Raw genomic sequence first — 25,801 nt, forward strand, 5'->3', positions numbered from 1 at the left:
TTACGGAGGACTACCTGACTTGAAGCATGCTCATTGAAGCTTTCATTCCACGGGAGCGTACTGCATTTCTCCGTTGCCAAATGACCAATCTTCACGCTTCACATCCACCAAGCTGATCCAGACATCTTCTTTACGAATCCCGGTATTGGCATGAATCCCATCAGCCACTGCCTTATAAAATGCCTTTTTCACCTCAATGGTTCGCCCTGCATTCCAGGTAATCTGAATAAAGACTATTTTTGGTGTGTAGGTAACGCCGAGGTAGCCGGCCGCTGGATAAACCAATTCGTCTTTGGCGTGCCGGTTTATGACTTGGAACCGGTCATGCTCCGGAACTCCGGCGGCATTCACCATGGCGTCGTACACCACTTCACCGATTGCCGCGACGGTTTCTAAGCTGGTTTCGGCTGCTACATCAATTCGCGCTAATGGCATTGGAGCGATCCTTTCTGGAATTTTTTTGCTTCACCCGCTATCAGCAAGCGGAGGTTGACCTACCCTATGGCATCGGTTTGAATTCATCAAACGCATAGTTTTTCTGCTAATCATGAGGTATTCGCATGCTACTGGAAGACTTGAGAGCCTTTGCTGCTGTAGTGGAGTGCGCGTCACTTACGAAAGCTGCTGAAAGACTACGTCTGACTCAGTCGGCAGTATCGCGACGCATCCAAAATCTGGAGGAGTCGCTTGGGACATTGCTTTTTGATCGAACCAGCAGGCCTCCTGTACCAAACCTGATGGGGTTTAGGATTTATGAGGGGGCATTGGATTTGCTTCACGATGCCGAACAGTTACGACGGATTCCCCGGGAAACTGCGTCGCCCAGTGGGAAATTCCGGGTGGGATTTATTCAGATGGTGGCTGATGTCGTGGTGCTGGATGCAGTGACATCAATCAGAAAGGCTTTTCCTGGGCTGGAGATGCAGGTGGCAACCCATTGGAGTTCCGAACTTCAACACCTGCTGGTTGAGGGGGAGCTTGATGTCGCAACCCTGTTGCTCTCTGCCCCCAGCAGCCCGCCGCCGGGCCTCGATGGGACACATGTAGCGACTCTCGATATTCTAGTGGTGCAAAGCAAAAGGCATCCAGTGGTGGAGCAACTAACCACTATAAGAAGCTTGTCTGACTGTGGCTGGGTCTTGAACCCAAAGGGCTGTGGTTACCGAGCAGCGCTGGAGTCGGCAATGGGAGGACACGGGCAAGTGCTGAAGCTTGCTGTCGATACCCATGGTGCAGCTATCCAGATGCGCATGATTGCTGCCGGCTTGGGACTGGGGCTGCTGCCGAAAAAAGTACTTGAGGAAAGCTCACTTAGCGACGAGTTATCAATTGTCGAGGTATCGGACTTTTCTCTTCAAATGAATATTTGGGTCGTTTACCCATTGCAACAGGGAAATCTGAAGCAAGCAAACGACCTGCTCAAGCGACACGTCATCGATGCATTTCGAGTTTCAGTTCAGTAAGGGGGCTGCTTCTAGGCGGGAATCCACCCCATTCTGCACCCCTTCCCTACTCTCCCCCGCTTTGGCCCAATCATTCGTGCCTCCCTGTGCCTCTGCCGCCCCATCGAACAAAAATTTTCATCAACCGCCTTGTTGCTTTATTTTTTGAAGTGATTGAGCATACATTTCATCATTCACCCCATGTGCTCTGCATGCAGCTGGAGAAAGATCTCATGAAAACTAAAACCGGAGATGGCTATGAGCAGCGTTGAAAATGTCGGATCCTCAGTGACTCTCACAGCGGGCAGATCCATCACTGCGGAGGAAATCAAGAAGGCCAAGGCCGGGATAATTGGGGGTTCTGACGGCAACATTTTTGCAGTCTCCCATGACGATGATCACTCTGCCCAGTCTGAGCCTGTGCAAGGGGTTAGCTGGAAAGCCTCCCAGGCAGAAGCTCTTCGCTGGTACGACAATGAAAACGAACAGTTCGCGCGACTGAGCGTTGACCTCCAAGCTAAGCGGGCAATCTCTATCAAAAATGTCGAGGAACTTCTGTAAGCCTGATGATGGTTAGGAACCACCATTGGCAGCCGCCATTTAACCTTTGATAGGAAGTGTGGAATGAGTTTGCGCGAGAGTATCGTAGGTGCTTGGAAATTATGCTCGTACACTGAGACACCGGTGGATGGCACGGAACCCTTTCACCCAATGGGCACTAACCCAAAGGGTATAATCATGTACACACCCGATGGATACATGTCAGCGCAATTCATGCTCGCTGAAAGAGCAAACTTCGCTGTCAATGATTTCTATCAAGGGACTCTTGAGGAGTACAAAGCAGCCGCCTCGACCTACGTTGCATACTCAGGCCCTTTTGTGGTCGATGAAGAGAAAAGTATGGTCACCCATAGCGTGTTCGTCTCCTTGTTGCCAAACTGGATTGGAAACAATCAACCCCGTCTGGTCAGCCTTGAGGGCACAGTGCTGACCCTATCGACCGCTATCCCGATTCAATCCAAAGGCAAGTCGGTGGTTTCCAAACTCGTCTGGCATCGTGCCGAAACTGCCTGAGATATCGATTCGCCCTTGCTCAAAAGGGGGCACTGATCGCGTACATTTCACCCCCCGCATCAAGCCCCCTTCTTGATGAAGCACCAAATAGCAATCTGTAGCGGCACTTTGTGGCTAGACGTCGGCTGCTGCCAATGCCTTCCCAACATAGTCAACGAATACTCTGACCTTTGGCGACAGGTGTCGGCTCGATGGCCAAACCAGGCTCAACGGATTCGGTCTCCTGATACTGTCGTTTAAAATAGCTCTCAGAGTGCCGCTAGCCAGTGGCTCACGCGCCAGGAAGTCAGGCATGCAGCCTATCCCCAACCCGGCGATCGTAGCCCCACGTAATGCCTCCATGTTGTTGCAGGTAAACACTGTCTCAGGGTGCGGTTCCGGTTTTCCCGGTGTCAGGGACAACGGCAGTTCCTGAAGCTTTCCACTGGTTGGAAACCGAAATCTGATCGCAGTGTGTCTCGATAAGTCTTCAATGCACTCAGGGACGCCGTGCGCCTCAAGATAGGCCGGAGCAGCGCAGATCAGCATCTGCACAGAGCGAAGCGGTCTGGACATGAATCGAGAGTCCGACAAGGGCCCACTTCTAATGGCTACATCTACTCCCATGTCGATCAAATCAACCATGTGGTCATTGAAATCTATATCCAGATCTATGTCCGGAAAGCGGCTGAGGAATTCAGGAAGAATGGGAAGCAGGAGGTGATAGGTGACCGTTGGAGTGCTGACGCGTAACCGACCACGCGGCTTTTCGGTGCTGCGCGAAATAGTGGCTTGTGCATCGTCCAGGTCATCCAGGATTCGCCGACACCGCTCCAGGAACTCTTTTCCTTCATCCGTCAAACGCAAGCTTCGGGTGGAGCGCTGAAACAAACGGACGCTCAACTGCTGCTCAAGCCTGGTGATGCCCTTCCCGACCGCAGAGGCAGATAGCCCCAGAGCTCTTCCTGCGGCAACGAAGCTACCGAGTTCGGCGGTTCTTACAAACGCCATCAGTCCGCTTAGCCGATCCACATTCGCCCCTTTCAATTCAATCGTTTCGTTCCGGTATACGCGGAATTTAAAGCGTTTTTTAAACGATTACGACGTCTTTATCCTCTCCCGATCTCCCGCAGGCTCGCGCAACAAATCCCAGTCGCCTGCATCGTAAGATCGAGGAACTCAATAATGCCAACGTCAATAGCGCTGACTGCGATGCAGAAAACGCTGATTCTGATCGCAGTTTGCATCGCATCAATCACCATGCCCTTGAACTTCACGGCTGCTGCAGTCGCGATACCGGCGATTGGTCGAAGTTTTGAGGGCACTCCCATGGCCTTGAACTGGGTGACCAACGCGTTCATGTTGACGTTCGGCAGTGGACTAATGGCCGCCGGCGCGCTTGCTGACCACTATGGTCGCAAGACGGTCTTCATTGCCGGTATTTCAGGATTCGCAGTGTTTTCTGCGGCATCGACCTTTGCCCCAAACCTTCTTTGCTTTGACCTCTTGCGCGCAGCTCAGGGTGTTGCTGCTGCAGCGGCATTTTCCGGCGGGATGGCTTCGTTAGCGCAAGAATTTGACGGCGCCGAACGGGTGCGGGCATTCAGTTACGTGGGCAGTAGTTTCGGAATCGGCTTGGCATTTGGCCCCATTGCTTCAGGACTGATGATCTCCACTGTCGGCTGGCAAACTGTTTTCCTTCTGATCACCTTGTTTGCAGTGATTGCTACGGTGCTAGGTGCGCGATACATGCGGGACTCGCGCAACCCGGATGCGAATGGTGTCGATTGGCCCGGTGCGCTGAGCTTTACCTGGGCTTTGACTGTGTTCACTTACGGTATTCTTAAGGCGCCTGAAAATGGGTGGAGCGATCCTGCAGTGATCGGCTTGCTCGTCTGTGCTCTGGTGTCCTTCGCCGCATTTGTGCTGATTGAGAGAAGGGTCGCGCAACCCATGCTTGATCTCACGCTGTTTCGCTATCCGCGATTTGTGGGCGTACAGCTGCTGGCCGCCGCTCCTGCCTACGCATATGTCGTTCTACTGATCCTGCTGCCCATACGATTTGTTGGAATTGATGGCATGAGTGAGATCGCAGCTGGCCAACTCATGATTGCACTTTCTGCTCCCTTGCTGTTTCTGCCGATCGCAGCAGGTCACATGACCAGATGGTTCAAACCTTCCACCATTTGTGGCCTCGGTTTGTCGGTTTCGGCAGTTGGTCTCTTTTGGCTGAGTCACAAACCAGTCGGCAGTACACCCCTTGATGTGATGCTGCCTCTGTTGGTCATTGGCTCGGGGATCAGCCTGCCGTGGGGGTTGATGGACGGCCTTGCGGTCAGCGTAGTGCCCAAGGAACGCGCAGGGATGGCCACAGGAATATTCAGTACCACCAGGGTCGCTGGCGAAGGTGTTGCCGTAGCAGTCGTCAGTGCCGTGCTGTCAGGATTGACCGCACAACATCTTGCTGCGTCAACAACCGAGCAGTCGAAAAACATGAATGAGGCCGCGCAACGACTTGTCACGGGTGATCTCGCGACAGCAGCCTCTATTCTGCCGGATACCGCTCATGAGTTGCTGGTCGCTAGTTATAGTGCTGCATTCAGTACTCTGTTGTTGATTTTAACCTCGATCACCATCCTAACCGCCGCAGTGGTGTTCTTATTCCTGGACAGGGGAAATGTTGAGGACGAAACAGACATTGAACGCGCAAACCTTGATCAGCCAACCTGAACGCGGAGGGAGATGGACAACTAGTGCTTACCCTTGGTTATCAATAGATACCTAATTTCCCAATTCCGTCGATTCGGCAGGCCTCAAGCGCGTCACACAGATGTGCCTGAGGCCCTAGCCGCTTTTATGCCGAACCTTCCGATTTTCAGCTTAACCGGCATTGATGCCGTCCGGTCTCGACTCAGAAAAGGTGCCAACAGTGGCAGCTGGATCAATGTTCTGTTGTCGACGTATGTACGCGGGTATGCTCCTAACGGTGCTGCTCGACACCATACAGGTGGACGCAACTGTACTTCTCCCAAAATTATCCCCAGTCGATTGACGCGAAGATCCCCCCGTTTCAATGAACCGCTGGAATCGCTGGTGAATATCCCTGGCTGCGTGTCACTGCCTTAGTTCTTGTGGGATGTGGACTAATACATATCAGAAATGCCGCCGGCACAGCCTAGGATGGCGCTTGCGTGGCGTATCTGACCATACGGACTGCCCGCACAGCATCGATCATCAGAGCATAGTCAACTTTAGCGCGCTGATCTGTCGTGATGACAGTAATAACACAACAGCTGGAACTGCTTTGAAAGCGGCTCGCTGGAGAAGCAGTCAACCCAAGCCGGTGAAATATAAAAAAATACCCGCATCATTGATACGGGTACGAGGTAAACTTACTCACAGCAAGCACTCAAGGCACGCACTCACAAGAATTTTGAACACTTCTAATTATGGTAACAGAGCTTTGATTCAAACATTCTCTAGAAACTTGAGTTCAGGCTGAACCATCCTGACATCGACGTCGATTATCTGATATTCGACTAGATCATTAGCATAGTACGGATCTTCTGAGATGATGGATCGGAGCTCTTTCTTATCAACTCCCTTGGACATGATCATACCTCCCAGGCCATTAACCTTTGCAGAAGCGAGTAGAAATACGCCTCGATCAACGTATTTTTTTACCCATTCGACATGCGCGTCCCTATAAGGCTCAACACTACCAAACTTCTCGGTCAAACTGAGATGTAAAAAATACATGTAATCCACCTGTCTATTATTTGCTAAAATTCACTAGCGCTTCGCAGCACTGGAAACGTCTTCTTCTGCGGACTTTACAAAGGAATCGATCGTGACCTTTTCGCCATCGATCGTATATGTCCCGCCCGCCTGGACGACAGCGACATCGGTAACGCCAACAAATGCGAGAATATGGCGCATGTAAGGCGTGAGAAAATCATAGGGAAAAGTGGGAGTATCAGCTAGGTAAACGCCAGCACTGGCCACGATGAGTGTCGCCTTCTTGCCACTCAGCAGGCCCGTATAAGAACCGTCTGAGTTCGCTTTGAAGGTAACGCCAGCTCGAACGATATTATCAACCCACGCCTTCAGTGCAGCAGGCAACCCAAAGTTGTACATAGGGGTAGCGATAAGGTAATGATCACAACGATGCAACTGCTCGACAAAATCATCACTTATCTTTAACGCCGCTTTCTGCGCTTCATCTCGAACATCCACCGGAGTGAAGACTGCGCCGATCCACTCGATATCTACAAATGGTGGTGCTGATTCCGACAAGTCGCAATGATATACTTCGCCTTCCGGGTGATGACGTTGCCATTCGAGTTCAAACTTTTGACTAAGAGCCTTTGAGACCGACTGCTCGCCCCGCGTACTTACGTCAATTTTTAATAGATTTGTCATGAAACCCTCTGCATAAGTGATGTCATTGGTAGGGGTAAAAGCGAAGTATTCCGTCCATTGATAATCTATTTCGTGGATGCACAGGTCTTCACGTTTTAGTTCATCCTTACCCGGATAGTAGCTTCAGTTTTTAAAGCGGTAAAGAAATGAATTTTGCCAGTCACGGGTCAATACAGCGCTGCATTGGTAGGCTCTTTGCGCGTCGCGCTGCGGCAGGTTCGCTATCCGTACACGTATTCTCTGCGAGAGCCAAATAGCCATCTGCGTGGATGAAGCTCAGCTGCGCCTAACCATCAAGGCCTGCCAAGTCGTTCCGAAACCTCAAAGATCCAAGGAGGAACGGTGATGCTCGCTTTTTCCCACCCTCACCACCCTTCGAGAATCTCCCGCCAACTGCGTCGAATGGCTTCCTGACAGATCCAGCTCTTTCAGCTACCCGCTGAAAATGCGCGGCCGTCCAGTCTCTTCTCAGAACAAGCTGATTGAGCCTTCCAGAACGTAAGGCCCGGAGTCACGCAACAGTGAAAAATGTTTTTAAAAAGGGCTCCGCATCCTGATCCTGCCCCTGTAGTATCAATTTTTGAAGCGACCTATGAGCCGCGCCTGTGCTCACCTTGTGGCTCCGAATCCCTACGTCAGCGTTACGTCGGGTCAGCTACGACCAACATAAACACGCCGCTGTAGGCCAACGTTCCCTTTGGGCAATGAGTCAGCGGCAACCGTGATCAACGCCGGAGGTTTCGATGCAGACATTACTGATCAATGGTCAGGATCACGCTGTGGATGTCCCTGATGACATGCCACTGCTCTGGGTATTGCGTGATGTACTGGGAATGACAGGCACTAAATATGGCTGCGGCATTGCTCAATGCGGCGTTTGTACCGTGCATCTGGACGGACAAGCCACTCGCTCATGCGTACTGCCCGTCAGCGCAGTAGCAGGACGCAGGGTCTCCACAATCGAGGGGATGGCAGATTTGCCGGTAGGTCAGCAAGTGCAGAAGGCTTGGCTGGAGCATGAGGTCGCTCAGTGCGGCTACTGCCAACCTGGCCAGATCATGTCTGCCGTCGGTCTGCTTCAAGCCCACCCCGACGCCAACGATGAGCAGATCACGACGGCAATGGCCGGCAATCTTTGTCGTTGCGCGACCTATACCCGCATTCGCGCAGCCATCAAAAGCGTGAGCAAGGCCTGAGGAAAATTCCCATGACAGATAATGATCGAATGGTTGCGAAGGTCTCACGCAGAAGCATTCTTAAGGGCAGCGCTCTTTCATTGGGTGGTTTGTTTATAAGTGCCTGGTTACCTCCAATGGTCGGCCGCAGCTTTGCCGCCGGAACGGTCGCGACGGCGCGGCTGGGTGACAATGCTGCGCCAGGCTTCGGTGCATATGTGAAGGTTGCGCGCGACGGTCGCGTTACCGTGATATCACCGAAAATCGAAATGGGCCAAGGCGTACAGACGGCCATCGGCATGATGGTCGCCGAAGAGCTAGAGGTGCCGCTCAGTCAGGTGAGCATCGAAGAAGCGCCTCCGAACGGGGCTCTGTATACGGACACGCTGCTGCAGTTCCAGGCGACTGGTGGCTCGACTTCGACCCGATTCACTTGGGAACCGCTCCGGCGTGCTGGCGCCACCGCTCGCCTATTGCTGGTTCAAGCTGCGGCGCTACGATGGAATGTCGCGCCAAGCGAATGCCGAGCTCTAAGCGGTCAAGTCTTAGGGCCTGACGGCCAACATGCAGATTACGGAGACTTGGTAGACGCAGCATCTCTGCTTCCGATTCCAAATGACGTAGCTCTCAAGCCCGTCGCAGATTTCAAACTGTTGGGCACTCCCGCGCAGCGACTCGATACGCCAAACAAGGTCAACGGATCTGCGCAATTCACAATCGATCTAAAAATACCGGACATGCTGATTGCCTCCTCGCTAACCTGCCCGGTGTACGGCGGCAAGCTCAGAAGCGTCAAGGACGAGGCGGCACGTAAAGTTCAAGGCGTACGAGACGTAGTTCGACTGGACAATGCGGTTGCGGTGACAGCTACCAATTTCTGGGCTTGCCAGCAGGCACTCAAAGCTTTGGAGGTCGAGTGGGATTTCGGGGCCCACGGTTCCGTAGATTCTGCTCAGTTGGACAACGCCTTGCTCGATGCAAGTTCCAGAGATGGCGTATTTGCCAAGCAAACGGGCGACATCGCGGCCGCGATAAAAAGTGCGCCTAATCATTTTGAAGCGGTCTATCAACAACCATTTCTTTCGCACTCACCGCTGGAGCCGATGAGCTGCGTCGCCCATGTCCGCCCGGATATGTGTGAGCTGTGGGTCGGTTGCCAAGCGCCTATTTTCGCGCAGATGGGTGCAGCCAAAATCAGCGGCATGCCCATGGAAAAAGTCGTTATCCATAACCAGCTCATTGGTGGCAGTTTTGGTCGCCGCCTTGAGTCCGACTTTATCTTTCAGGCCGTGGATATCGCTCGACAAGTCAGCTATCCAATCAAGCTGATCTGGAGTCGCGAAGAAGACATGACCCACGACAAATATCGCCCCCATTATGTCGACCGTCTCAACGCGGCGTTGGACAAAGATCTTCGACCGGTGGGCTGGGAGCACCGTATTGTTGGTGCCTCAATTGTCGCGTCTTACCTTGGTCAACTGCCGGAAAGTGGAGTGGATGGCGACGCGGTGGAAGTAGCGATCGAGCCAGTCTATGCACTGGAGAGCTTGCAGGTGCGCTACATCCGGCAAGACCCTGAGGCCATTCCGGTTTCTTGGTGGCGTGGTGTAGGCCCTTTGCGCAGCACCTTCCCAATCGAATGCTTTATCGATGAGCTAGCACGCAACGCGAAAGCCGACCCTGTGGAATACCGATTGGGGCTGATGCAGGAACAGCCACGTGCGCAGGCAGTATTGAGGAAAGTAGCGGAGCTTGCTGGCTGGAAAGAGGCATTGCCAGCCGGCCAGGGACGAGGTGTGGCGGTCAGCGCAGTGTTCGGCAGTTTCGTCGCTACGGTGATTGAGCTTGAGATGCAGGGAGAAAAAGGCATTCGCATAAAACGGCTGACCTCCGTGGTCGACTGCGGATTCGTCAACAACCCGACTTCGGTTGCATCGCAGATGGAGGGCGGCACTTTGTTCGGATTATCAGCAGCTCTGTTTAACGAAATCCTTGTAGAGAAAGGCCAGGTAGTGCAGCGCAACTTCAATGCGTACAGGCAGATTCGGATGAGCGACGCCCCCGCTGTACACGTGCATTTGATGCCAAGTATTGAGAGCCCTGGCGGAATTGGAGAAACCGGCGTGGTGCCAGCCGCAGCTGCGTTGGTGAATGCGCTGCATGCCGCTTGCGGAGTCCGCGAGCGTCGGTTACCACTCAGCCGTTTCGGCTATTTCACTGTTTAAGGGGCGACGTCATGAAAATGCTTAAATTCGTCTTCGCACTCTTGATCGGTGCATTAGCAGTGACAGCGCAGGCCGCCGACCCGGCGCTGGTCAGCAAAGGGGAATACCTGACACGCGCGGCAGACTGCCTCGCGTGTCATTTGGCACCAGGTGGTAAACCGTTCGCCGGAGGTCTGTCTTTCAAGCTGCCGTTTGGCACGCTGTATTCCCCGAATATCACCCCAGATAAGGAAACCGGGATTGGTAACTGGAGCGACGATGAGTTCGTCAGCGCATTACAAAAAGGCGTAGGCAAGGATGGCAAACATTACTATCCGGCTTTTCCCTATACCTCCTATACCCTGATGTCCCGTGAAGACATTCTCGCGATCAAGGCCTATCTGTTTAGCCTGGAGCCGGTCAATCAGAAACCACCGCAGAACGATCTGTCGTTCCCGTTCAATCAACGCTGGGGTATGTTTTTCTGGAATCTGGTTTTCGCATCAAACGAGCGCTTCGTACCTGACAGCAAGCAGTCAGCAGAGTGGAATCGCGGAGCATATTTGGTTCAAGGGCCAGGTCACTGCGGTGAGTGCCACACGCCACGCAACATGTTCCAGGCAATGAGCTCTGGAAAGTCGCTGGCAGGCGGAGAGGTCGGCAATTGGCGGGCTTACAACATCAGCTCAGACGTCAAGTACGGGATTGGCGCATGGCCACAGGAATCGTTGATCAACTACCTGTCAAAAGGTTACGCGCCTGGTTACGGTGGGGCTGGCGGGCCAATGGCGGATGCTGTTGAACACAGCCTGCGCTTCCTCGACCCGGCGGACGTTAAGGCGATTGTGGTGTATCTCAAATCTACGCCAGCGCAAAGCCAGGGCATTTCCAGGCCCACACCAGCGGTCGTTGATCAACCTGGTGTCTCATTGGGTCACAAGCTTTTCTCGGACGCTTGCGCCGCATGTCATCGTCCGGATGGCAGTGGCAATCAGTCACCGATCGCCATGCTCATGGGGCTCAAGACTGTCAACGACCCAGCCGGCACCAACCTGATCGCCACGCTGCTGGAAGGCCACACGCCGTCTGCAGTGAGAGCCGATCAACGCATGCCGGACTTTGGCCGCGCCTACAACGATACCGAGCTCGCAGCCGTCAGCACATTTGTGTTGCGTCGCTTCGGACAGAGCGGCGGAGAAATCAGCGCCAAGGACATCGCCAAAGGACGGGGAAACTCGTTGCATTGATAGCTGCCAAAACAGCCTCGGACTTTACCTGTCCGAGGCCACGTTTGTTGAAGCCTCCAATTCGTCTTTATTCGCGCGCGGCGCTACAAACCTCGTGGTCTTCCGACAGAACATCACCAGTCATTCCCGGTGGTTGCTCAACAAATTTCTCAGCGGCCCAACATGATCCTCAGCCCTAATCCAATGAACACGGTTCCGGCTACGCGATCCAGAATCACTCCAGCAGCAGGCTTGCTGTTGAGCCACTGACCAATCACCCCTGAGAAAAGACCAAGGCATCCGAACAGGATGCCAGCCTGGATCGTGAAGAGGATCCCCAGCCACGCGACCTGACCGGCAACCTCACCGTTGCTGGCAATGACGAATTGCGGCAGGAAAGACAGGAAAAAAAGAGCGACCTTGGGGTTGATCGCATTGGCGATGCAGCCCCTCAAAAAGAGCTTTGCAAGGGGCTCTTCATTCTCAGCCACCGTGCGGGTTCGAACGCCCCCCGCACTCCGCCACGCTCGATAGCCCAGCCAGATCAAATACAACCCGCCCACCCCTTTGAGAAGGGTAAGCGCCAGAGGCGAAGCCGCGATCAGCGCGCTGATACCGGCGACAGCGAGAAGCGTGTGGCTGACGCAGCCGAAAGCGCATCCTAAGCCGAACGCTACTCCTTGCCGGCGGCCTCTAGACATCCCCATCCCGAGCACCATCAAATTGTCTGGCCCGGGGGTTGCGGTGATCAGAAGTGCTGCTATCAGAAAACCAATCACCTGCTGCAAGGTAACCACGATCATCATTGTTTCCAGCTAATCGGGAATGAAAATATTTGGTTATGACGAGGAGCTCGCAGGGCCCACATCTGTACATGCGCAGTCGAAGTGACAGCGCATAGGTATCGCCTCAGTGATTAGAGTCCGAGATCGGAAGTCAGAAAATCCTCATCCATCACGCCAAACGACTCGCCGCTGCGCATGATATGCCACTGCAAATGTCGCTGCAGATGAGTACGCAGCCTTGATCTCACGTTCACATAGGTCGCTGGGCCCGTGTCATGGCTGTACCTAGGGTGCGCAGCGAGTGCTGACCTCAGAGCAATCAATCCGACCAGCCCGATGTGGCACTCATGCATTCGGGTTAACGAATCTAGGCCTGGCTGACGTTTGTAGCTCTGTACTGCCACGTGGAGAACTGACTGAAAATCATCTTTGAGTAACTCGTACGCGCTGAGCCATACCAGACGCTCAATGTCAGTAATCACCTTTCCCTCCTGCATTGTTGCTGTATTGGAGTGATCGTTAAGACAATCCAACGGATAGTGGACATAGACCTCGTCGCAGGCTCTGCCAAAGCCCCTATGGACTCCACAGCAAAGAGATCCCCATAACTTTATACCTTGGTAGGGCCCTGCAAATAAACGAGCGCCAAGAGGCTTCTGGAGGCCTGAAGCGGAGTTTCGATTCAGCGAAATGTAAGGGCGAGCACAAGTCAATACCTCAAAAAAAATCGCGCCATCTAGAACTTGCCGTCATAAAACGTTCGCTGACGATCGCAGAAACACAATATATGGGTTTAAAATGCTAACTAAGCACAACCTATTGTGGTTTCGGCATTTTTTTTGATTTTGGCGATAGGTCTTTGATAGCAAAGATAAAAGCAGCGGTAGCTGACGCTACCAATCAAGGCGATTTCCCCTAGGCCCTCATGCCCATGGTTCGCAGCAAGGCCCTCTTCTGCTTTCAATCGACGTTCACTTAAAGCGACAAGCGATCTTCTCAAGACCGGATTTTTTCAGAGAAATGACGCGTCCGAAACCCTGCTGCTTTTTCTTTGGTCTCAAATATAACAACTCCGTCTCAAAAATTTTTTTTACAGACTGGAAATCGTAAGTCGTCGCAAGATGAAAAGGTTTTGTCGCATTTATTTAAGTTTGGATGAAGCTGGCCGTGGAAATCCGCCGGGCGAGCGCCTTTTATTCCCTCAGCTGAGAGCACGGACGAAATCACTTGGCAGTGCACAATTGATACCCAGCCCGAGCCTCGATTTTGAGAGTCGCGCTTATTGATCGCTCATCGCAAATCGAGATGGGGTAACAGCCAAGCTGCGAACCAAGCAGGAAGCGCTGGCACGAGGCTCCCGCGTTTCGATTTTGATAACTCTAAAACGCCTACCCCTCGCAATCTGTCGACCTCCCGCCTTGCTTGTGCGGAACGTAGTCCCGTAGGAATTCCAATTTTGCACCGTTCAGCCGAGAGGCCAAATGAGCGGGAAAACCGCTCATCGGCAGTCACGGAGTCGGTTGGAATGTCCCACACCCAGGTGCCAATAATTGCGCCGGCATCCAATGCGAGTTGCAGACGTTCAGAAGCGTCTTCTGAAGCATCCTGAGGCTGAACCTGTGCTGGGGATGGTGGTTCAGTGCTGTCTTGATCCATTCACAACCTCGTTAATATCTTCAAAACCGGACAGCTCCCGTGTTTTGGAAATAGCCATTACGCCCTGTGATCCCGCCTTGGATGGTGCCAACTACCAATCGCTATGTGGTGAGGGCAACTGAGCTAGGGCCGCCACTTCTGACATTGTCGCGCAGATCGCCATGACCTTGGAAATACTGACAGCGACATAATCGCGTAGGGTCATCAAAAAATAGTCGACTTGGTCAGAAATGCTCGATTCGCGGCGATTACGCAGTATTTCTAATATTCGCATCGGAGCTGGAGGCGACCTTAGTCTTCAATTCGGCAATGAAATTCGCAATGGCGCGACTCGTGCTGAGTTCAGCAACCGATATGCTGCCTGCTACGAGATTCCTGCCAGAGGTTGGGTCGACCAGATCAATCGATAAAAATCCTCTCTCGTCTATCGAGCATCGGCATTGCATGGGCAGAAATCCACACTCAACGATGTGGCGCAGCTCTAGGGGTGATATTGCCATGACGAAAACTCCTTGTTGTTGTTCATGGTGGACTCTCGTGTAACCGGAGGATTCGAGATATTTAAGTGGGCAAATGCCTAGCGACCATACGCTGTCTGTTTAGCCAATTTGCTACGCACGCGAAAGAACTCATGGTGTCCAAATGTTTCCGGTCTTCGCATTTCCAGGAGCGCGCATGACTTCAGCCAACGCGGTACACATTACCCAGATCGCGTCCTTGCTACGATCACTGCGCGATGCGGTCACTGAGCTTGAGCAAATCGAGTTGGCCCATGTAAAGCACCTGACGGGCGACCAAACTGTGGACTCACAGCAATCGATTTCCCAGTGTTTTGCCAATTTTCAAGACTCGATCACTGATATGGAAAACGGGCTCGCCTCTATGGCCGAAGCCACGGGAGAAGTCAGCGAACTCTGATCACCGTACGTAACCCTGCTGCAACCAAAGGCGTGTCACAGCTTTTGTACAGATGAACGCAAAGAATTCCATTCAGCGAACCGCTAGGGGATCCACGAGTGGACATTCGGGGCACAGCACCCTTGACTGTCGTCCAGCACCGAGACACACCCTGCCCCTGTTGCTGAGGCCCAATTCCCCAGAGTCGCCTCTTACCACCGGCGGGGACTCAAGACAGAACTGCCCAAATACGCAGAGGGTCGACCGTCAGGGATACTCAAGCCGAGCGCCATTCCACATCAGTGATGCCATGCTTCTCAGCCTGCGGCTTGCTGAGCTTCGTAACCGGGTCAGTTCTGTACTTTGGCAACTGCCCCACACCAGCGTCGACGGTCGCCCAATGCCAGGCTTCGGCGTTGTCCATTTTGGAGGCGCGGATGTAAAAGGTCTTGTAGTTCCCATTCAGCAGGTAGTCGACGCGGTAATGTTTTTCCTGAGCCATTTTTACTCCTTGGCATGCTCCTTCTGATAAGCCAAAGATTGTCCGCCACAGAAAAAATTCCCTTTTTGAACAGCAGAATGGCGACAATCCGCCGCTGACGGGCGTGTAGCTTTACCGCGATGCCGGAGGCGCGACACAGAGACGACCCCGGCACAACGTCGGGGTCGTTAGCTTCTACGTAAGGTTGCGTTGGATGAGCTGCGGCGACCAAATTATTCCCCCTCTGCGTCGCTCATGTCCTCATCGGTGCAACTTCCTAGGCCTTCTCACGTGGCTGCTCGCGCGTGCGCCCAGGCTTGCCGAACATACATACCTGCGAAGAGCAAAAAGAGCCCGCATCAGATGCGGGCAAGTAAAGGAGTTACAAATGGAGACTCAAAAGGTCTGAGTCGTAAACACTCATCTCGCTTTCGAATTTTCATCAAAATGAGATGAACGGCTACTGCAGGCGTTGGCTTTTGCGATCAGCGTTTGGCAGCAAACCCGCTTTGAACTGCTCGATGAACAACGCCGTTTTGAACCCTCTTTCGAAGGCCGCCGCTTCAACCTCGAAGCGTCGCAAATAGGCCTCATAGCTTATCGGGCGTTCTGCTCCATCGGCGCCGCCGCTCGTAATGGTGGTCTTTGTCGATGCACTCATGGCTGTCACCCTCACAGTGTTTATTCATGCCGGCTTGCGCGGATCAGTCGCGGACGTTCACACCGCCGCTCATTCCTTGACTCCCTGAGCCAATCCAGAACCCAGGTCTGCGCCCGTGACCGGATCATTCTCTGTGTCGGATTTGGTTCGCTCTTTCATCATGGTGAGCGTTACTGAGTCGTCTTCGCTCAGGATCACCGACGCCGTCCCGTCCCCTCCGTCTACAGCTGGATGCGGATTCTCGACGTACTCAAACTCGGCATCGCTGTTCCAAGGCCCCCGGACGTTCGGCTCGCCATTGGACATGCTGAAATAGGTGCGAGAGAACTCAGGCATGCCCGGAAGCTTTCCTTGAGGAAAGTTCGGCTGGATCGAATGAAGTGCTTTTTCGAATGACAACTGATGAGCGATCTCGCGGGTCATGAGAAAGCCGAGAGCGTCCTTGATGCCTGGATCGGTTGTGACGTTCATGAAGCGTTCGTAGACGATCTTTGCGCGGGCTTCAGCAGCGATGTTCGAGCGGAAATCAGCCGTAGGCTCACCGATGGTATCGATGTAGGCCGCCGTCCAGGGAACACCCGCAGAATTGACCAATGGCGCACCCCCACCGTAGAGCAGGCTGGTGATGTGTGAGTCATTGCCCGCACCGTTGATATCTCTGTACAGCTCGCCCTCCTCCTGGACGCCCTCTGCCATTTTGCCTTTGCCCCCCTTGTTCAGCATCACGATGATCGAGCCAATAATTTCAAGGTGGCTCAATTCTTCCGTCGCGATGTCGAGCAGCAGATCTTTGCGGCCTGGATCTTCCTCAGCCAGCGCTTGGGTGAAGTAGCGGGTAGCGGCTGCCAGTTCACCTTGGGCCCCGCCGAATTGCTCAAGAAGCAGATTCGCCAAACCGGGGTTCGGCTCGGCTACTCGCACGGTGTATTGAAGTCGTTTGTTGTGAAGAAACATGGTGATTCTCCCATCAGAACTTTTCATGAGACGAGCAGATCCTCGCTGCATAAATACACGCAACTGGCTGCACGCGAACTTCTCTTTAGATGCCTATGGCACGGTCATGACTTAGTGCAAAAAACGGGGTGTTACCAAGCTAATTCGCCCCATTGCAAATTCATAAAAATACTTAAACCCACGAGACTTACTTACTTCTTGGTCATCGTCGCCGCTTGGTTCCCGCCCTGCTCAGCAATAGCCGAGAGTTTCTCATCAGCCGATTTCTCCTCTGCGAGCGTCTCGGCCAAAAGGTTAGCCGCGTCGGTCATCCCGAGATGTTTGGCCATCGCGATCAGCGTGCCGTAGCTGGCAATTTCATAGTGCTCAACTTTCTGGCAGGCACCAATCAGCGCTGCGTCCAGCACCTCGCCTTTCTCGATTTCATCGAGTAACTCTTTGCTCTCTTCGACCAGCCCCTCCATGGCCACGCACTTCATGCGTTTGAGCTTCAGTCCGGCCTGCTCAACGAGTTTATCAATGCGTTCGATCTGACCTTGGGTCTCCTCAAGGTGGGATGTAAACGCCTCTGAAAGTTTAGGGTTAGTCGCCGCACGGGCCAGTCGCGGAAGCGCCCTGGTGATTTGCTTCTCCGCGCTATAAACGTCGGACAGTTCGTGGATAAACAGATCGTCAACGGTGGTTCTTGCCATGATTACATCCTCATCCAATGAAGGGGTTAGTCAATCGTGTACTGGGCGACTGCGCGCCAGTAAATACTCGACCCTGCACAAACGAGAGACGTTCGAGCGTGCACGAAGCACGCCGACGAAATGCACTTTTTTACGGTCACCGACACGCTTGCTGACCGTTGATGAAGATTCTCGGAACCGTGAAAAAATTGACCAGTCGAGATCTAGGTGCCTGGGGCACCAATCTTTTATCAGCGAAGGAGTGACCAGATGACCAACTTAGTACGTACCTCTGTGCTGGCGATTCTTATCGGAATGGCAAGCCAGGGAGCCTATGCGGCTCAAGACAACGATGACTTCGTGGAAGACGCGTCTGCGAAGGGGGTGGCCGAAGTCGAAGCTGGCAAGCTGGCTCAAGAGAAAGGTACAGCTGCCGACGTGAAGAGCTTCGCTGAAATGATGATCAAGGATCACACCGCTGCCAACGACAAACTCAAAACGCTGGCGACCTCCAAGAACCTGAAAGTGTCCGATGACGCCCAGCTGATGGATAAGGCCAAGGCCATGATTCTTGAACTGCGAAGCGCGAAATCTTTTGACCAGGCCTATGCGAACAATCAGGTCAAGGCTCATGAAGCGACGATCAAATTGTTCGAGGAAGAAGCCGCAAACGGCAAGGATGCGGATCTGAAAGCCTTTGCAGCTGAGACGCTGCCAAAGCTGAAAGCGCATCTGTCCGAAGCTCAGGCTCTGTCGAAAGCTCATGGCGGCGATGCCGCAAAATGATGTTGAAAAGCTGATATGACAATGCGCAACACCACAAAGGGTCGGCCTTTTTTAGGTCGGCCTGTAGTGGCAGCTCAAACTATGGGTAGCCCTTACTAGGTGGTAATCAACGCGGGAGAAACAATGGACAACTATCACATCACCAAATCTGAGACCGGATGGGCGCTGACAAAGCAGGGTGCCCAGCGAGCGTCAAAAACGGCTACTACAAAGGTAGAGATCATGACGCTCGCAGGCGAATTTCTTTCGGACAAAACGGCATCGCTCAAAGTCCACAAGGAAGACGGGACAATCCAGGAAGAGCGTACCTATCCACGCAGTGCAGACCCAGCGAAGACCAAGGGTTGATTGCATGAAGCCTGCCCCGTGCGCCTGAGTTTTCCGGAATCACAGGGGAAAGCTTATCCAATGGTCTGAAGCCTCCGACGTGATTGACGCCTTATCCGCGAACGATGCAAATGTGACGCCTCAGGACGGCGGGAAGCTTCTCAGCGTCGTAGTGAAGACTCATTCGAACGGGCGGTTTCACCGGTGCTACCTACTAGGCAAATCTGAGAAGTAAACCCATGCAAATGAGAGCGAGACGACAGTAAAATGAGAGTATGAAGATGCACTGAGACTATTCTCAGCTTGCTTCGCCGGCGAGCATCCTTTGGTGAAGATGAGGCAAAAGCTTGAGTGCATGGAGCGCTGCCATTTGTTGCATCTCTTTCCTGTCCCCAAAGAAACGCTCTCTACGCGCGAACAAATTTGTGCGACCGTCGCTCTGAAACCCCCAAGCAAAGCAAACAGTTCCCGCAGGGATACCATCGACATCCTCATTCCCACACAGTCCAGTAGTCGCTATGGCGACCGTTGCAGGACTGTCCTGAAGGACGCCCAGCGCCATCTCCCTGGCCACCTCAAGACTGGTGAGGTTGAAATGCTCAATAGTCTTTGCACGAACCCCTAGCAGCCGCTGTTTGGCTTCGGGCGAATAAACCACGTATCCGCACTCGACCAGTGAGCCGCTACCAGGAGCCTCGGCAAGCAAAGCGATTATCCGGCCCGCCGTACAAGACTCAGCCGTTGCCAACAGGAGTGAGTGCTGCCTCAGGTAGTAAACAATGTCATCGACCATCACGCGCACCTCTTTGAGGCTTGGCTTAATTTTGGACACGTGAGCAATACCTTCGTCTCAGATACTTACCAGCGAGCTGAAAGTCTTCGTGAAACGAGTTCTCGATCCCTACCGCTGATCCCCGCTGCCTATCAACTCCATGAACTAATTGCGCTCATGCCCGCTCCGCTAATTACAGGCCCTTCAAACTGCGGAGATCGATATGAGAGCACTGACTTACCATGGCGCGCATGACGTGAAAGTGGACACCGTTCCAGACCCCACGATTCAAGACGCCGACGACATCATCCTGCGCGTTACTGCTACCGCTATTTGCGGCTCAGACTTGCATCTTTACAGGGGCAAGATACCGACCGTCGAGCACGGCGATATTTTCGGCCATGAGTTCATGGGTATCGTTGAAGAGGCCGGCTCTGCTGTGATGGCTGTCCAACCCGGTGATCGGGTTGTCATTCCCTTCGTGATCGCGTGCGGTGACTGTTTCTTCTGCCAGCAAGACCTTTATGCTGCCTGTGAGACCACCAATACCGGACGCGGTGCGATCATCAATAAAAAGGCAATTCCCCCAGGGGCGGCGTTGTTCGGGTTTAGCCATCTGTATGGCGGAGTTCCTGGCGGACAGGCCGAGTATGTGCGAGTGCCGAAGGCGAACACCGGGCCATTCAAAGTGCCGGGGACGCTTGCCGATGAGAAGGTGCTGTTCCTTTCCGACATCCTCCCCACGGCGTATCAGGCCGTGACGAATACCGGTATTGGTCAAGGCTCAAGCATCGCCATTTATGGCGCTGGCCCAGTCGGACTTCTCAGCGCTGCGGTCGCTCGTATGCTAGGCGCCGACCGTATTTTCATGGTCGACCATCACCCCTACCGCCTCGCCTATGCCCAGCGAACGTACGGAGTGATCCCGATCAACTTCGATGAAGACGACGACCCTGCGGATACCATCATCCGCCAGACGCCTGGCATGCGCGGTGTCGATGGCGTCGTCGACGCTGTCGGTTTTGAAGCCAAAGGCAGCACCACAGAAACTGTCTTGGCGACGCTCAAGCTTGAAGGCAGCAGCGGTAAAGCGCTGCGCCAATGCATCGCTGCAGTGCGACGTGGTGGCGTGGTCAGTGTTCCCGGTGTGTATTCGGGCTTCATCCACGGCTTCCTGTTCGGCGATGCGTTCGATAAAGGACTGACGTTCAAAATGGGCCAGACCCACGTTCAGCGCTTCCTGCCGGAGCTGCTTGAGCATATCGAGATGGGCCGTCTTGAGCCCGAAGCCATCGTTACTCATCGCATGTCGCTGGAGCAAGCGGCTGAGGGCTACAAGATCTTTGACAAGAAACAGGAAGACTGCCGCAAGGTCATCCTGACACCGGGTGGAACCGATATTGCCACACCCGAAATCGACGAAACCGTAGCTGTGCCCGCCATGTAGCGGACAAGGGAGGTGTGTGATGGAAATGACTTTTTTCTGGGTGGCGTTGCCCGTGATTGTGCTGTTGGTCGACCTTTGGGCCATCGCGAATGTCTGGCACACGACCAAACCATCCGGCACTAAAGTCGGCTGGGCCTTTTTGATTCTGGCGCTGCCAGTGATCGGTCTGGTCATCTGGGGCATCGCTGGGCCACGCGGTGTTGCCCACCCCCCTACTTCCAAGGAACACAGCAAGGGTTGATTGCTTGAGGAGAGCCCGCCAGAATGATCAGATCGACGGGCTCCCCGCTGTTTGACTTGCTAACGAATCGGTTGCAAAAGCTATTACCGGGTGCGGATACTTAATACAGGCCTGCCATCAGAAATAACCTGACTACCGGGTAATAATCGAAATCTTGCCATTGCGCTCAATAATGGCGAACTTGATCTGCTCGACGTTTTCAACGCCCTGCCCCAGGCGCGCAGCTTGCATGATGTCGTCTTCCTCCACCCGGGCCTCATGCATCCGATGGCGCAGGAATATGCCGTTCTCCACGATGATCGTGGGGCCTCCGTCGATAAACTTTCCAATACGCTTTGAACGTCTCTTAAGCAATGAAAAGCCAATATCAATGGTCAGAAGCGTAACGATGACCAAGATGGCGTTAGTGACAGAGAAATCGTCACCGAGCAAAGCTTGCTGCGTCGCTTCGCCAATGATCAACAGCAGCACAAAATCGAAAGACGTCAGCTCACCCAGCGCCCGACGTCCGGATATCCGAAACAGCACCATCAACGCTATGTAGATGGCACCTGCCCGTAAGACTGCATCCATGTTCTTGTACCTACGGATAGATAAACTGATTGATGGACACCTGGCCGCCGCCTTCGACACTGACGCCGCTCCTGAACATCCCGAGGCCATCGCTGCGCCATGCCAGGTAGAGTGTGCTGTCACCACGCTCATCCCCCGGCAGGGTCAGTCTTAGCCCCTGATCAGTGCCTGCTGAGCTGACCGGCTGAGGTTGTATAGAGTCAATGCTGAAACCCTCCATCATGGCGCGACCAAGAATGATGGTGTGAGACTTTCCGGGCGCTCCGCGGCTCCGGATGATCATTGGATTGATGCCTCCGCTGCGATGGAATCGCTCGTACTCCACCGTTAGATCCTTCTGCGCTGAGGTCACGGTTGTCGAGCTAAGCAGTCCATGCGAGAAAAGGCCGCACAGCGTCAACAGGACAACCACAACCAGGAAATACCAACCTACCCGCTCGAAGCGCCAGATTCTGCGCTGCAAGGCAATGTCTTCATCGACTGGATGACGCCTGTCTTGCATTTCCTGGTCGTGTGTAAGCATCGATGTGGCCTACCTGCTCAGAGAATCGGCTTGCCGCCCGTTACAGCGTAGCGCGAGCCAGAGATATAGCTCGCCTCATCAGAAGCGAGCAGTACGTAGATAGGAGCCACTTCGACCGGCTGGCCAGGCCTGCCCAATGGAGTCTCCTCACCGAAGGTCTTCACATCCTCTTCAGGCATCGTCGATACGATCAATGGCGTCCAGATCGGGCCTGGAGCGACGCTGTTCACTCGGATTCCTCTAGGCCCCAGCATTTGGGCAAGACCGGCGGTGAAGTTAGCAATAGCTCCCTTGGTCGTCGCATAAGGCAACAAGGTAGGCTTTGGGGAGTCGGAATTCACCGAGCTCGTATTGATGATGGAACTGCCTGCCCGCATTGATGGCAGAGCAGCCTTGCAGATGCGGAACATGGCGGTGATGTTGATATCAAAAGTCTTCACCCACTCTTCGTCAGGAATCTCTTCCAGCGTTTTGTGGGTCATCTGAAAGGCGGCATTGTTGACCAGGACGTCGATACGGCCAAATTTCTCGACCGTTGCATCAACTATTGCTGAGCAATGCGCCTTGTCTGCAAGGTCGCCCGGCATGAGGATGCATTGCCTGCCTGCCTCTTCGACCCACCTTGCGGTTTCCTTGGCGTCCTGATGCTCATCGAGGTAAGAGATAGCGACATCCGCACCCTCGCGCGCGAAAGCGATGGCAACAGCCCTACCTATTCCGCTGTCACCCCCGGTGATCAAGGCAATCTTGTTAGTCAGGCGACCGGAGCCCTTATAGCTTGCCTCGCCGCAATCGGGGTACGGTTCCATCTTGCTCTGATCGCCTGGAACGGACTGCTGCTGGGGTTTAAACGGCGGGACTGGATAATCACTCATCTCTGTTCTCCTGGGATGCTGGGCAAAGTGTCATTCTCAAAAGTGGACTCTGCCCATTGCATCCGAGTTCGTTCTATTTAATCTCACTGCGCTCGGAGCGCAGCCTGATGAGTGCGGTGCTATCTGGACTGATCAACCATTTGCTTAATCGTGCCGGTGGGGATGCTGACAAGTGCGAATTTGTCCTGAATCTTGACCCACTGCTCATCTTTGCCAGGTGCGCTCAGGTGATGTTTCTGCCAATCCCTTACGGCCAGGCTCGGACGTTGAAATTCATCAGGCACATTGTCTCCTTCCTTGATCTGCCTGACGCCCGCACCAGGCCTGTCCATCGTCACGCTCGGTTCCTCAGCGGCGTAGCTGAAACTGCTCAAGCCGCACAAGGCAGCAAAGGTCAGATGACATAGAGTTTTGTTACGAATCATCATGAGTCTCCGTTTGGCCCGTCCGATAGGGCGGCTGTAATCGGGCGATAGCTCGCCCATTCCGCTCTATCGACCGAGGTAGCGGCAGATGTTTCCATCTTTTTTCCCGGTCAAATCATCCTTGAAGCTGGAGCTCAACATCTTCGCCTAGTAGGAGTGGCTGACTTACTGCTGCCGAACACAATAAGACTGAACGTTTTCTTTCAAGCTCCCTCCCAGACGATGAGTTCTCGGCATGGTTACGAGTTACCTCAAGAGATCTGGTGCCCCGACTGCCCCTTAGCTCGCTGCGCTCACCAGAGGCCTTATTACTAGGCCATTGGAGGCTCATCAGTCGGTTCAAAACCACAAGAACGGAGCGCCCGCCCCATCATGGATATTGTCCAGTGGCCAGCCATGGTGGTGATTGTCTTGGCGTCATGGCTTGTTGGATCTCAGCGTGCCGAGCGCAGGAAGATCGCTTTCCTTGGCTTTATCGTAGGCAACGTGCTTTGTGTTATCTGGGGACTTTACGTCGAGGCTTATGCACTAGCCTTGCTGGACATGATGTTATGTGGAATGAACCTGAGGGGATTTCTCAGGAACAACGCCGCAACAGAACGGAGTGCAGCTCATGCACCTTGAGATAGATCTGCTAGTTACTTTTTGGTCTGAAAGCGGGGCGGCGTATTGAATACTTTTGACTGGGTGCAATGGCCTGCGATGCTCGTGACGGTTTTAGCCGCATGGCTGATCGGCTCGCAGCGGGCCCGTCGGCGGATGATAGGTTTTTGGTGTTTCATCCTGAGCAACGTTCTCTGGATCGTCTGGGGATGGCCAGCTCACGCTTACGCCCTGATCGCTCTTCAAATATGCTTGTTCGGATTGAACTTGCGAGGTTTCAGGAAAAACTTCAAAGGCCAGTGACTTAAGAGGTCTCGAAGCGCGGTGGAGCGCGTCGGTCAAATCCGGCGGACAGGAATACCAGGCTGTAGCAGCTCTGCGATTGCGATCACCAGGACATCAATCGACCAAGGTTTCTGAAGGTAGACGGTGCTCTCAGGTACTAGGGCCGCCTCCAGCTCATATCCACTTGTCAGGATGGAGGGTAGCCCAGGCCAACGCTGAGCCACCATGCTCAGAAACTCGGCGCCCCTGATCTGCCCTGGAACGCCGTGATCAGCAATTACCAACGCGGCGCTACCAGGATTCGTTAGCATGTGGATTAGTGCGTCATCAGCAGTGACGAAAGCCACATGATGCGCACCTATGTCCGTGAGAATCTCAGTCATTACCGTGCGGAGGATATCGTCGTCCTCGACGACGATGACCGAGTCCTCAATTGGCAACACACCTTCCCAATTCGTTAGCACTTGCTTACCTGCGCGCCATTTAGTCGCAGGAATTGTTTCACTCCCCGCCTAACGCCGCCAGTAGTCAATCTGAATTATTGAATTTACCTAAGGCTCACAACTCACAGCCTTATACAGACTGGCTGCGCCTGTCGCCTCGATGACCGCATCGACGTACGCAATACTGGCAGCAAAAGGCTAAATCTAATGCTCACGCTTAATGAAGAACCTTTTCTGCCCTCAGCCGCACTGGATGCGGCAGAGAAAGCTTTGAAAAATCTACGGAGCTGTATCTCTACCACTCAAGCACTCCACACTTCCATCGCGGTTGAGGATACGGTCAAAGGATTGAAGTTGAGCGGAGTTATCACCGATGAGCAGGCCAAACGGCTTTACCTCCTTTTTGAAGCTACCTTGGAAATCATGCTGAGGGATCTGGCGGGCAAAGAGGATGGGCCCCGGCAATTTCCATAACAGAACCACCCGCTTCATAACACTTAGGACATCAGACTCATCCAATCGCGCTCACAAGATTTACCTCGTGAACGGCGGTTCTTCTCGCTCGATGCTTGAAGCCCTCATGATCTCGCTGATGCATTGCCCAAGGATTAGTCGACTATCATCGACGCCCTTCAGCGACCGCCGAACAGAATGGGCAACAGCCTTGGCATCGTTGTTCTCCGTCACCTCGACCCAATCAGCGATTTTCACCAACGCATCCGTAATGGCATGTTGGTTTTTTAGGATCGTATGAAGGAGCGTAGTAGTGTTCGGATTGTTTTGCATGGATGTCCTCTGGGATGCCTGTTGGTGAATGCCAGAATCGTCCATGGCCTGGTTAAGAGGTGCGCAATGCCTCCAATCCCTTTTGAGG

General features: G+C 53.6%; 32 protein-coding genes. 15 read left to right on the forward strand and 17 right to left on the reverse strand.

Annotated features, from left to right (window positions below; genetic code table 11):
• Positions 1-42 precede the first annotated feature (42 nt).
• Positions 43-435, reverse strand: a complete 393-nt coding sequence (locus tag AB4N84_RS29460) for a tautomerase family protein (protein ID WP_460044497.1) — start codon at positions 433-435, stop codon at positions 43-45.
• 125 nt (positions 436-560) lie between these two features.
• On the opposite strand from AB4N84_RS29460, the gene AB4N84_RS29465 reads away from it, so the two are divergent.
• The 3 genes from AB4N84_RS29465 to AB4N84_RS29475 all read left to right on the forward strand — a co-directional run bounded on the left by AB4N84_RS29465 (position 561) and on the right by AB4N84_RS29475 (position 2,516).
• Positions 561-1,463, forward strand: a complete 903-nt coding sequence (locus AB4N84_RS29465; RefSeq protein WP_460044498.1) for a LysR family transcriptional regulator — start codon at positions 561-563, stop codon at positions 1,461-1,463.
• A 237-nt stretch (positions 1,464-1,700) separates the two neighbouring features.
• Entirely contained in the window at positions 1,701-2,003 is a 303-nt protein-coding gene (locus tag AB4N84_RS29470; protein WP_460044499.1) for a hypothetical protein, read from the forward strand.
• 63 nt (positions 2,004-2,066) lie between these two features.
• A complete protein-coding gene (locus tag AB4N84_RS29475) occupies positions 2,067-2,516 on the forward strand; it encodes a lipocalin-like domain-containing protein (RefSeq protein WP_460044500.1) in 450 nt (149 codons plus the stop codon).
• Positions 2,517-2,630: 114 nt separating this feature from the next.
• Here AB4N84_RS29475 and AB4N84_RS29480 read toward each other — a convergent pair whose 3' ends face one another.
• Positions 2,631-3,527, reverse strand: a complete 897-nt coding sequence (locus AB4N84_RS29480) for a LysR family transcriptional regulator (RefSeq protein ID WP_460044501.1) — start codon at positions 3,525-3,527, stop codon at positions 2,631-2,633.
• Positions 3,528-3,680: 153 nt separating this feature from the next.
• On the opposite strand from AB4N84_RS29480, the gene AB4N84_RS29485 reads away from it, so the two are divergent.
• Complete coding sequence (locus AB4N84_RS29485) at positions 3,681-5,225, forward strand: MFS transporter (RefSeq protein ID WP_460044502.1); 1,545 nt, start codon at positions 3,681-3,683, stop codon at positions 5,223-5,225.
• Positions 5,226-5,963: 738 nt separating this feature from the next.
• On the opposite strand, the gene AB4N84_RS29490 is transcribed toward AB4N84_RS29485, so the two are convergent.
• Positions 5,964-6,254, reverse strand: coding sequence for a YciI family protein (locus AB4N84_RS29490; RefSeq protein ID WP_460044503.1), 291 nt, complete (start codon positions 6,252-6,254; stop codon positions 5,964-5,966).
• Between the two features lie 33 nt (positions 6,255-6,287).
• Positions 6,288-6,917, reverse strand: a complete 630-nt coding sequence (locus tag AB4N84_RS29495; protein ID WP_460044504.1) for an FMN-dependent NADH-azoreductase — start codon at positions 6,915-6,917, stop codon at positions 6,288-6,290.
• Positions 6,918-7,660: 743 nt separating this feature from the next.
• Here AB4N84_RS29495 and AB4N84_RS29500 point away from each other — a divergent pair.
• Genes AB4N84_RS29500 through AB4N84_RS29510 form a run of 3 tightly spaced genes read left to right on the forward strand, consistent with a single transcriptional unit; the run spans position 7,661 to position 11,543 of the window.
• Positions 7,661-8,113, forward strand: a complete 453-nt coding sequence (locus AB4N84_RS29500) for a (2Fe-2S)-binding protein (RefSeq protein ID WP_460044505.1) — start codon at positions 7,661-7,663, stop codon at positions 8,111-8,113.
• A gap of 11 nt (positions 8,114-8,124) precedes the next feature.
• A complete protein-coding gene (locus AB4N84_RS29505; protein WP_460044507.1) occupies positions 8,125-10,317 on the forward strand; it encodes a xanthine dehydrogenase family protein molybdopterin-binding subunit in 2,193 nt (730 codons plus the stop codon).
• A gap of 11 nt (positions 10,318-10,328) precedes the next feature.
• Complete coding sequence (locus tag AB4N84_RS29510) at positions 10,329-11,543, forward strand: c-type cytochrome (RefSeq protein WP_460044508.1); 1,215 nt, start codon at positions 10,329-10,331, stop codon at positions 11,541-11,543.
• Positions 11,544-11,692: 149 nt separating this feature from the next.
• On the opposite strand, the gene AB4N84_RS29515 is transcribed toward AB4N84_RS29510, so the two are convergent.
• Together AB4N84_RS29515 and AB4N84_RS29520 are read right to left on the reverse strand one after the other, a co-directional pair.
• Entirely contained in the window at positions 11,693-12,325 is a 633-nt protein-coding gene (locus tag AB4N84_RS29515; protein WP_460044509.1) for a LysE family translocator, read from the reverse strand.
• Positions 12,326-14,211: 1,886 nt separating this feature from the next.
• Entirely contained in the window at positions 14,212-14,463 is a 252-nt protein-coding gene (locus tag AB4N84_RS29520; protein WP_460044510.1) for a DUF1652 domain-containing protein, read from the reverse strand.
• Between the two features lie 175 nt (positions 14,464-14,638).
• Here AB4N84_RS29520 and AB4N84_RS29525 point away from each other — a divergent pair, with 175 nt between their 5' ends.
• Positions 14,639-14,881 (forward strand): hypothetical protein, encoded by a 243-nt coding sequence (locus AB4N84_RS29525; RefSeq protein WP_460044512.1) that lies wholly within the window; start codon positions 14,639-14,641, stop codon positions 14,879-14,881.
• Positions 14,882-15,137: 256 nt separating this feature from the next.
• Here the strand turns inward: AB4N84_RS29525 and AB4N84_RS29530 are convergent, their stop codons facing one another.
• The 4 genes from AB4N84_RS29530 to AB4N84_RS29545 form a co-directional block, all read right to left on the reverse strand.
• Complete coding sequence (locus tag AB4N84_RS29530; protein WP_074758833.1) at positions 15,138-15,362, reverse strand: DUF6555 family protein; 225 nt, start codon at positions 15,360-15,362, stop codon at positions 15,138-15,140.
• 439 nt (positions 15,363-15,801) lie between these two features.
• Positions 15,802-16,002, reverse strand: a complete 201-nt coding sequence (locus AB4N84_RS29535; RefSeq protein ID WP_460044513.1) for a hypothetical protein — start codon at positions 16,000-16,002, stop codon at positions 15,802-15,804.
• A 69-nt stretch (positions 16,003-16,071) separates the two neighbouring features.
• The gene (locus tag AB4N84_RS29540; RefSeq protein WP_460044514.1) at positions 16,072-16,956 is read right to left on the reverse strand and encodes a manganese catalase family protein; all 885 of its coding nucleotides are present in this window, start codon (positions 16,954-16,956) and stop codon (positions 16,072-16,074) included.
• Positions 16,957-17,147: 191 nt separating this feature from the next.
• The gene (locus AB4N84_RS29545) at positions 17,148-17,648 is read right to left on the reverse strand and encodes a YciE/YciF ferroxidase family protein (protein WP_460044515.1); all 501 of its coding nucleotides are present in this window, start codon (positions 17,646-17,648) and stop codon (positions 17,148-17,150) included.
• A 249-nt stretch (positions 17,649-17,897) separates the two neighbouring features.
• On the opposite strand from AB4N84_RS29545, the gene AB4N84_RS29550 reads away from it, so the two are divergent.
• Both AB4N84_RS29550 and AB4N84_RS29555 read left to right on the forward strand, forming a co-directional pair.
• Entirely contained in the window at positions 17,898-18,413 is a 516-nt protein-coding gene (locus AB4N84_RS29550) for a DUF4142 domain-containing protein (protein WP_460047176.1), read from the forward strand.
• Between the two features lie 123 nt (positions 18,414-18,536).
• The gene (locus tag AB4N84_RS29555) at positions 18,537-18,761 is read left to right on the forward strand and encodes a DUF2188 domain-containing protein (protein ID WP_460044517.1); all 225 of its coding nucleotides are present in this window, start codon (positions 18,537-18,539) and stop codon (positions 18,759-18,761) included.
• A gap of 277 nt (positions 18,762-19,038) precedes the next feature.
• On the opposite strand, the gene AB4N84_RS29560 is transcribed toward AB4N84_RS29555, so the two are convergent.
• The gene (locus AB4N84_RS29560) at positions 19,039-19,533 is read right to left on the reverse strand and encodes a CinA family protein (protein ID WP_460047177.1); all 495 of its coding nucleotides are present in this window, start codon (positions 19,531-19,533) and stop codon (positions 19,039-19,041) included.
• A 202-nt stretch (positions 19,534-19,735) separates the two neighbouring features.
• On the opposite strand from AB4N84_RS29560, the gene AB4N84_RS29565 reads away from it, so the two are divergent.
• Both AB4N84_RS29565 and AB4N84_RS29570 read left to right on the forward strand, forming a co-directional pair.
• Positions 19,736-20,959, forward strand: coding sequence for a zinc-dependent alcohol dehydrogenase (locus tag AB4N84_RS29565; RefSeq protein ID WP_460044519.1), 1,224 nt, complete (start codon positions 19,736-19,738; stop codon positions 20,957-20,959).
• A gap of 19 nt (positions 20,960-20,978) precedes the next feature.
• On the forward strand, positions 20,979-21,200 hold the full coding sequence (locus tag AB4N84_RS29570; RefSeq protein WP_460044522.1) for a PLD nuclease N-terminal domain-containing protein: 222 nt from the start codon (positions 20,979-20,981) through the stop codon (positions 21,198-21,200).
• Positions 21,201-21,332: 132 nt separating this feature from the next.
• Here the strand turns inward: AB4N84_RS29570 and AB4N84_RS29575 are convergent, their stop codons facing one another.
• From AB4N84_RS29575 to AB4N84_RS29590, 4 genes are all read right to left on the reverse strand, one after another.
• Entirely contained in the window at positions 21,333-21,773 is a 441-nt protein-coding gene (locus tag AB4N84_RS29575) for a DUF421 domain-containing protein (protein ID WP_460044523.1), read from the reverse strand.
• Positions 21,774-21,783: 10 nt separating this feature from the next.
• Entirely contained in the window at positions 21,784-22,296 is a 513-nt protein-coding gene (locus AB4N84_RS29580; RefSeq protein WP_460044524.1) for a hypothetical protein, read from the reverse strand.
• 17 nt (positions 22,297-22,313) lie between these two features.
• Positions 22,314-23,171, reverse strand: a complete 858-nt coding sequence (locus AB4N84_RS29585) for an SDR family oxidoreductase (protein ID WP_460044526.1) — start codon at positions 23,169-23,171, stop codon at positions 22,314-22,316.
• A gap of 119 nt (positions 23,172-23,290) precedes the next feature.
• On the reverse strand, positions 23,291-23,599 hold the full coding sequence (locus AB4N84_RS29590; protein WP_460044528.1) for an RcnB family protein: 309 nt from the start codon (positions 23,597-23,599) through the stop codon (positions 23,291-23,293).
• A 369-nt stretch (positions 23,600-23,968) separates the two neighbouring features.
• Between AB4N84_RS29590 and AB4N84_RS29595 the strand changes: the two genes are divergently transcribed.
• Together AB4N84_RS29595 and AB4N84_RS29600 are read left to right on the forward strand one after the other, a co-directional pair.
• Entirely contained in the window at positions 23,969-24,220 is a 252-nt protein-coding gene (locus AB4N84_RS29595; protein ID WP_460044530.1) for a hypothetical protein, read from the forward strand.
• 78 nt (positions 24,221-24,298) lie between these two features.
• Complete coding sequence (locus AB4N84_RS29600; protein ID WP_460047178.1) at positions 24,299-24,502, forward strand: hypothetical protein; 204 nt, start codon at positions 24,299-24,301, stop codon at positions 24,500-24,502.
• Positions 24,503-24,537: 35 nt separating this feature from the next.
• Here the strand turns inward: AB4N84_RS29600 and AB4N84_RS29605 are convergent, their stop codons facing one another.
• Positions 24,538-24,948, reverse strand: coding sequence for a response regulator (locus AB4N84_RS29605; protein ID WP_460044531.1), 411 nt, complete (start codon positions 24,946-24,948; stop codon positions 24,538-24,540).
• A gap of 186 nt (positions 24,949-25,134) precedes the next feature.
• Here AB4N84_RS29605 and AB4N84_RS29610 point away from each other — a divergent pair, with 186 nt between their 5' ends.
• Complete coding sequence (locus tag AB4N84_RS29610) at positions 25,135-25,401, forward strand: hypothetical protein (RefSeq protein WP_460044532.1); 267 nt, start codon at positions 25,135-25,137, stop codon at positions 25,399-25,401.
• A gap of 60 nt (positions 25,402-25,461) precedes the next feature.
• Here the strand turns inward: AB4N84_RS29610 and AB4N84_RS29615 are convergent, their stop codons facing one another.
• A complete protein-coding gene (locus AB4N84_RS29615) occupies positions 25,462-25,713 on the reverse strand; it encodes a hypothetical protein (RefSeq protein WP_460044533.1) in 252 nt (83 codons plus the stop codon).
• Positions 25,714-25,801: the final 88 nt, after the last annotated feature.

Source organism: Pseudomonas sp. S2_H01, from assembly GCF_054668305.1.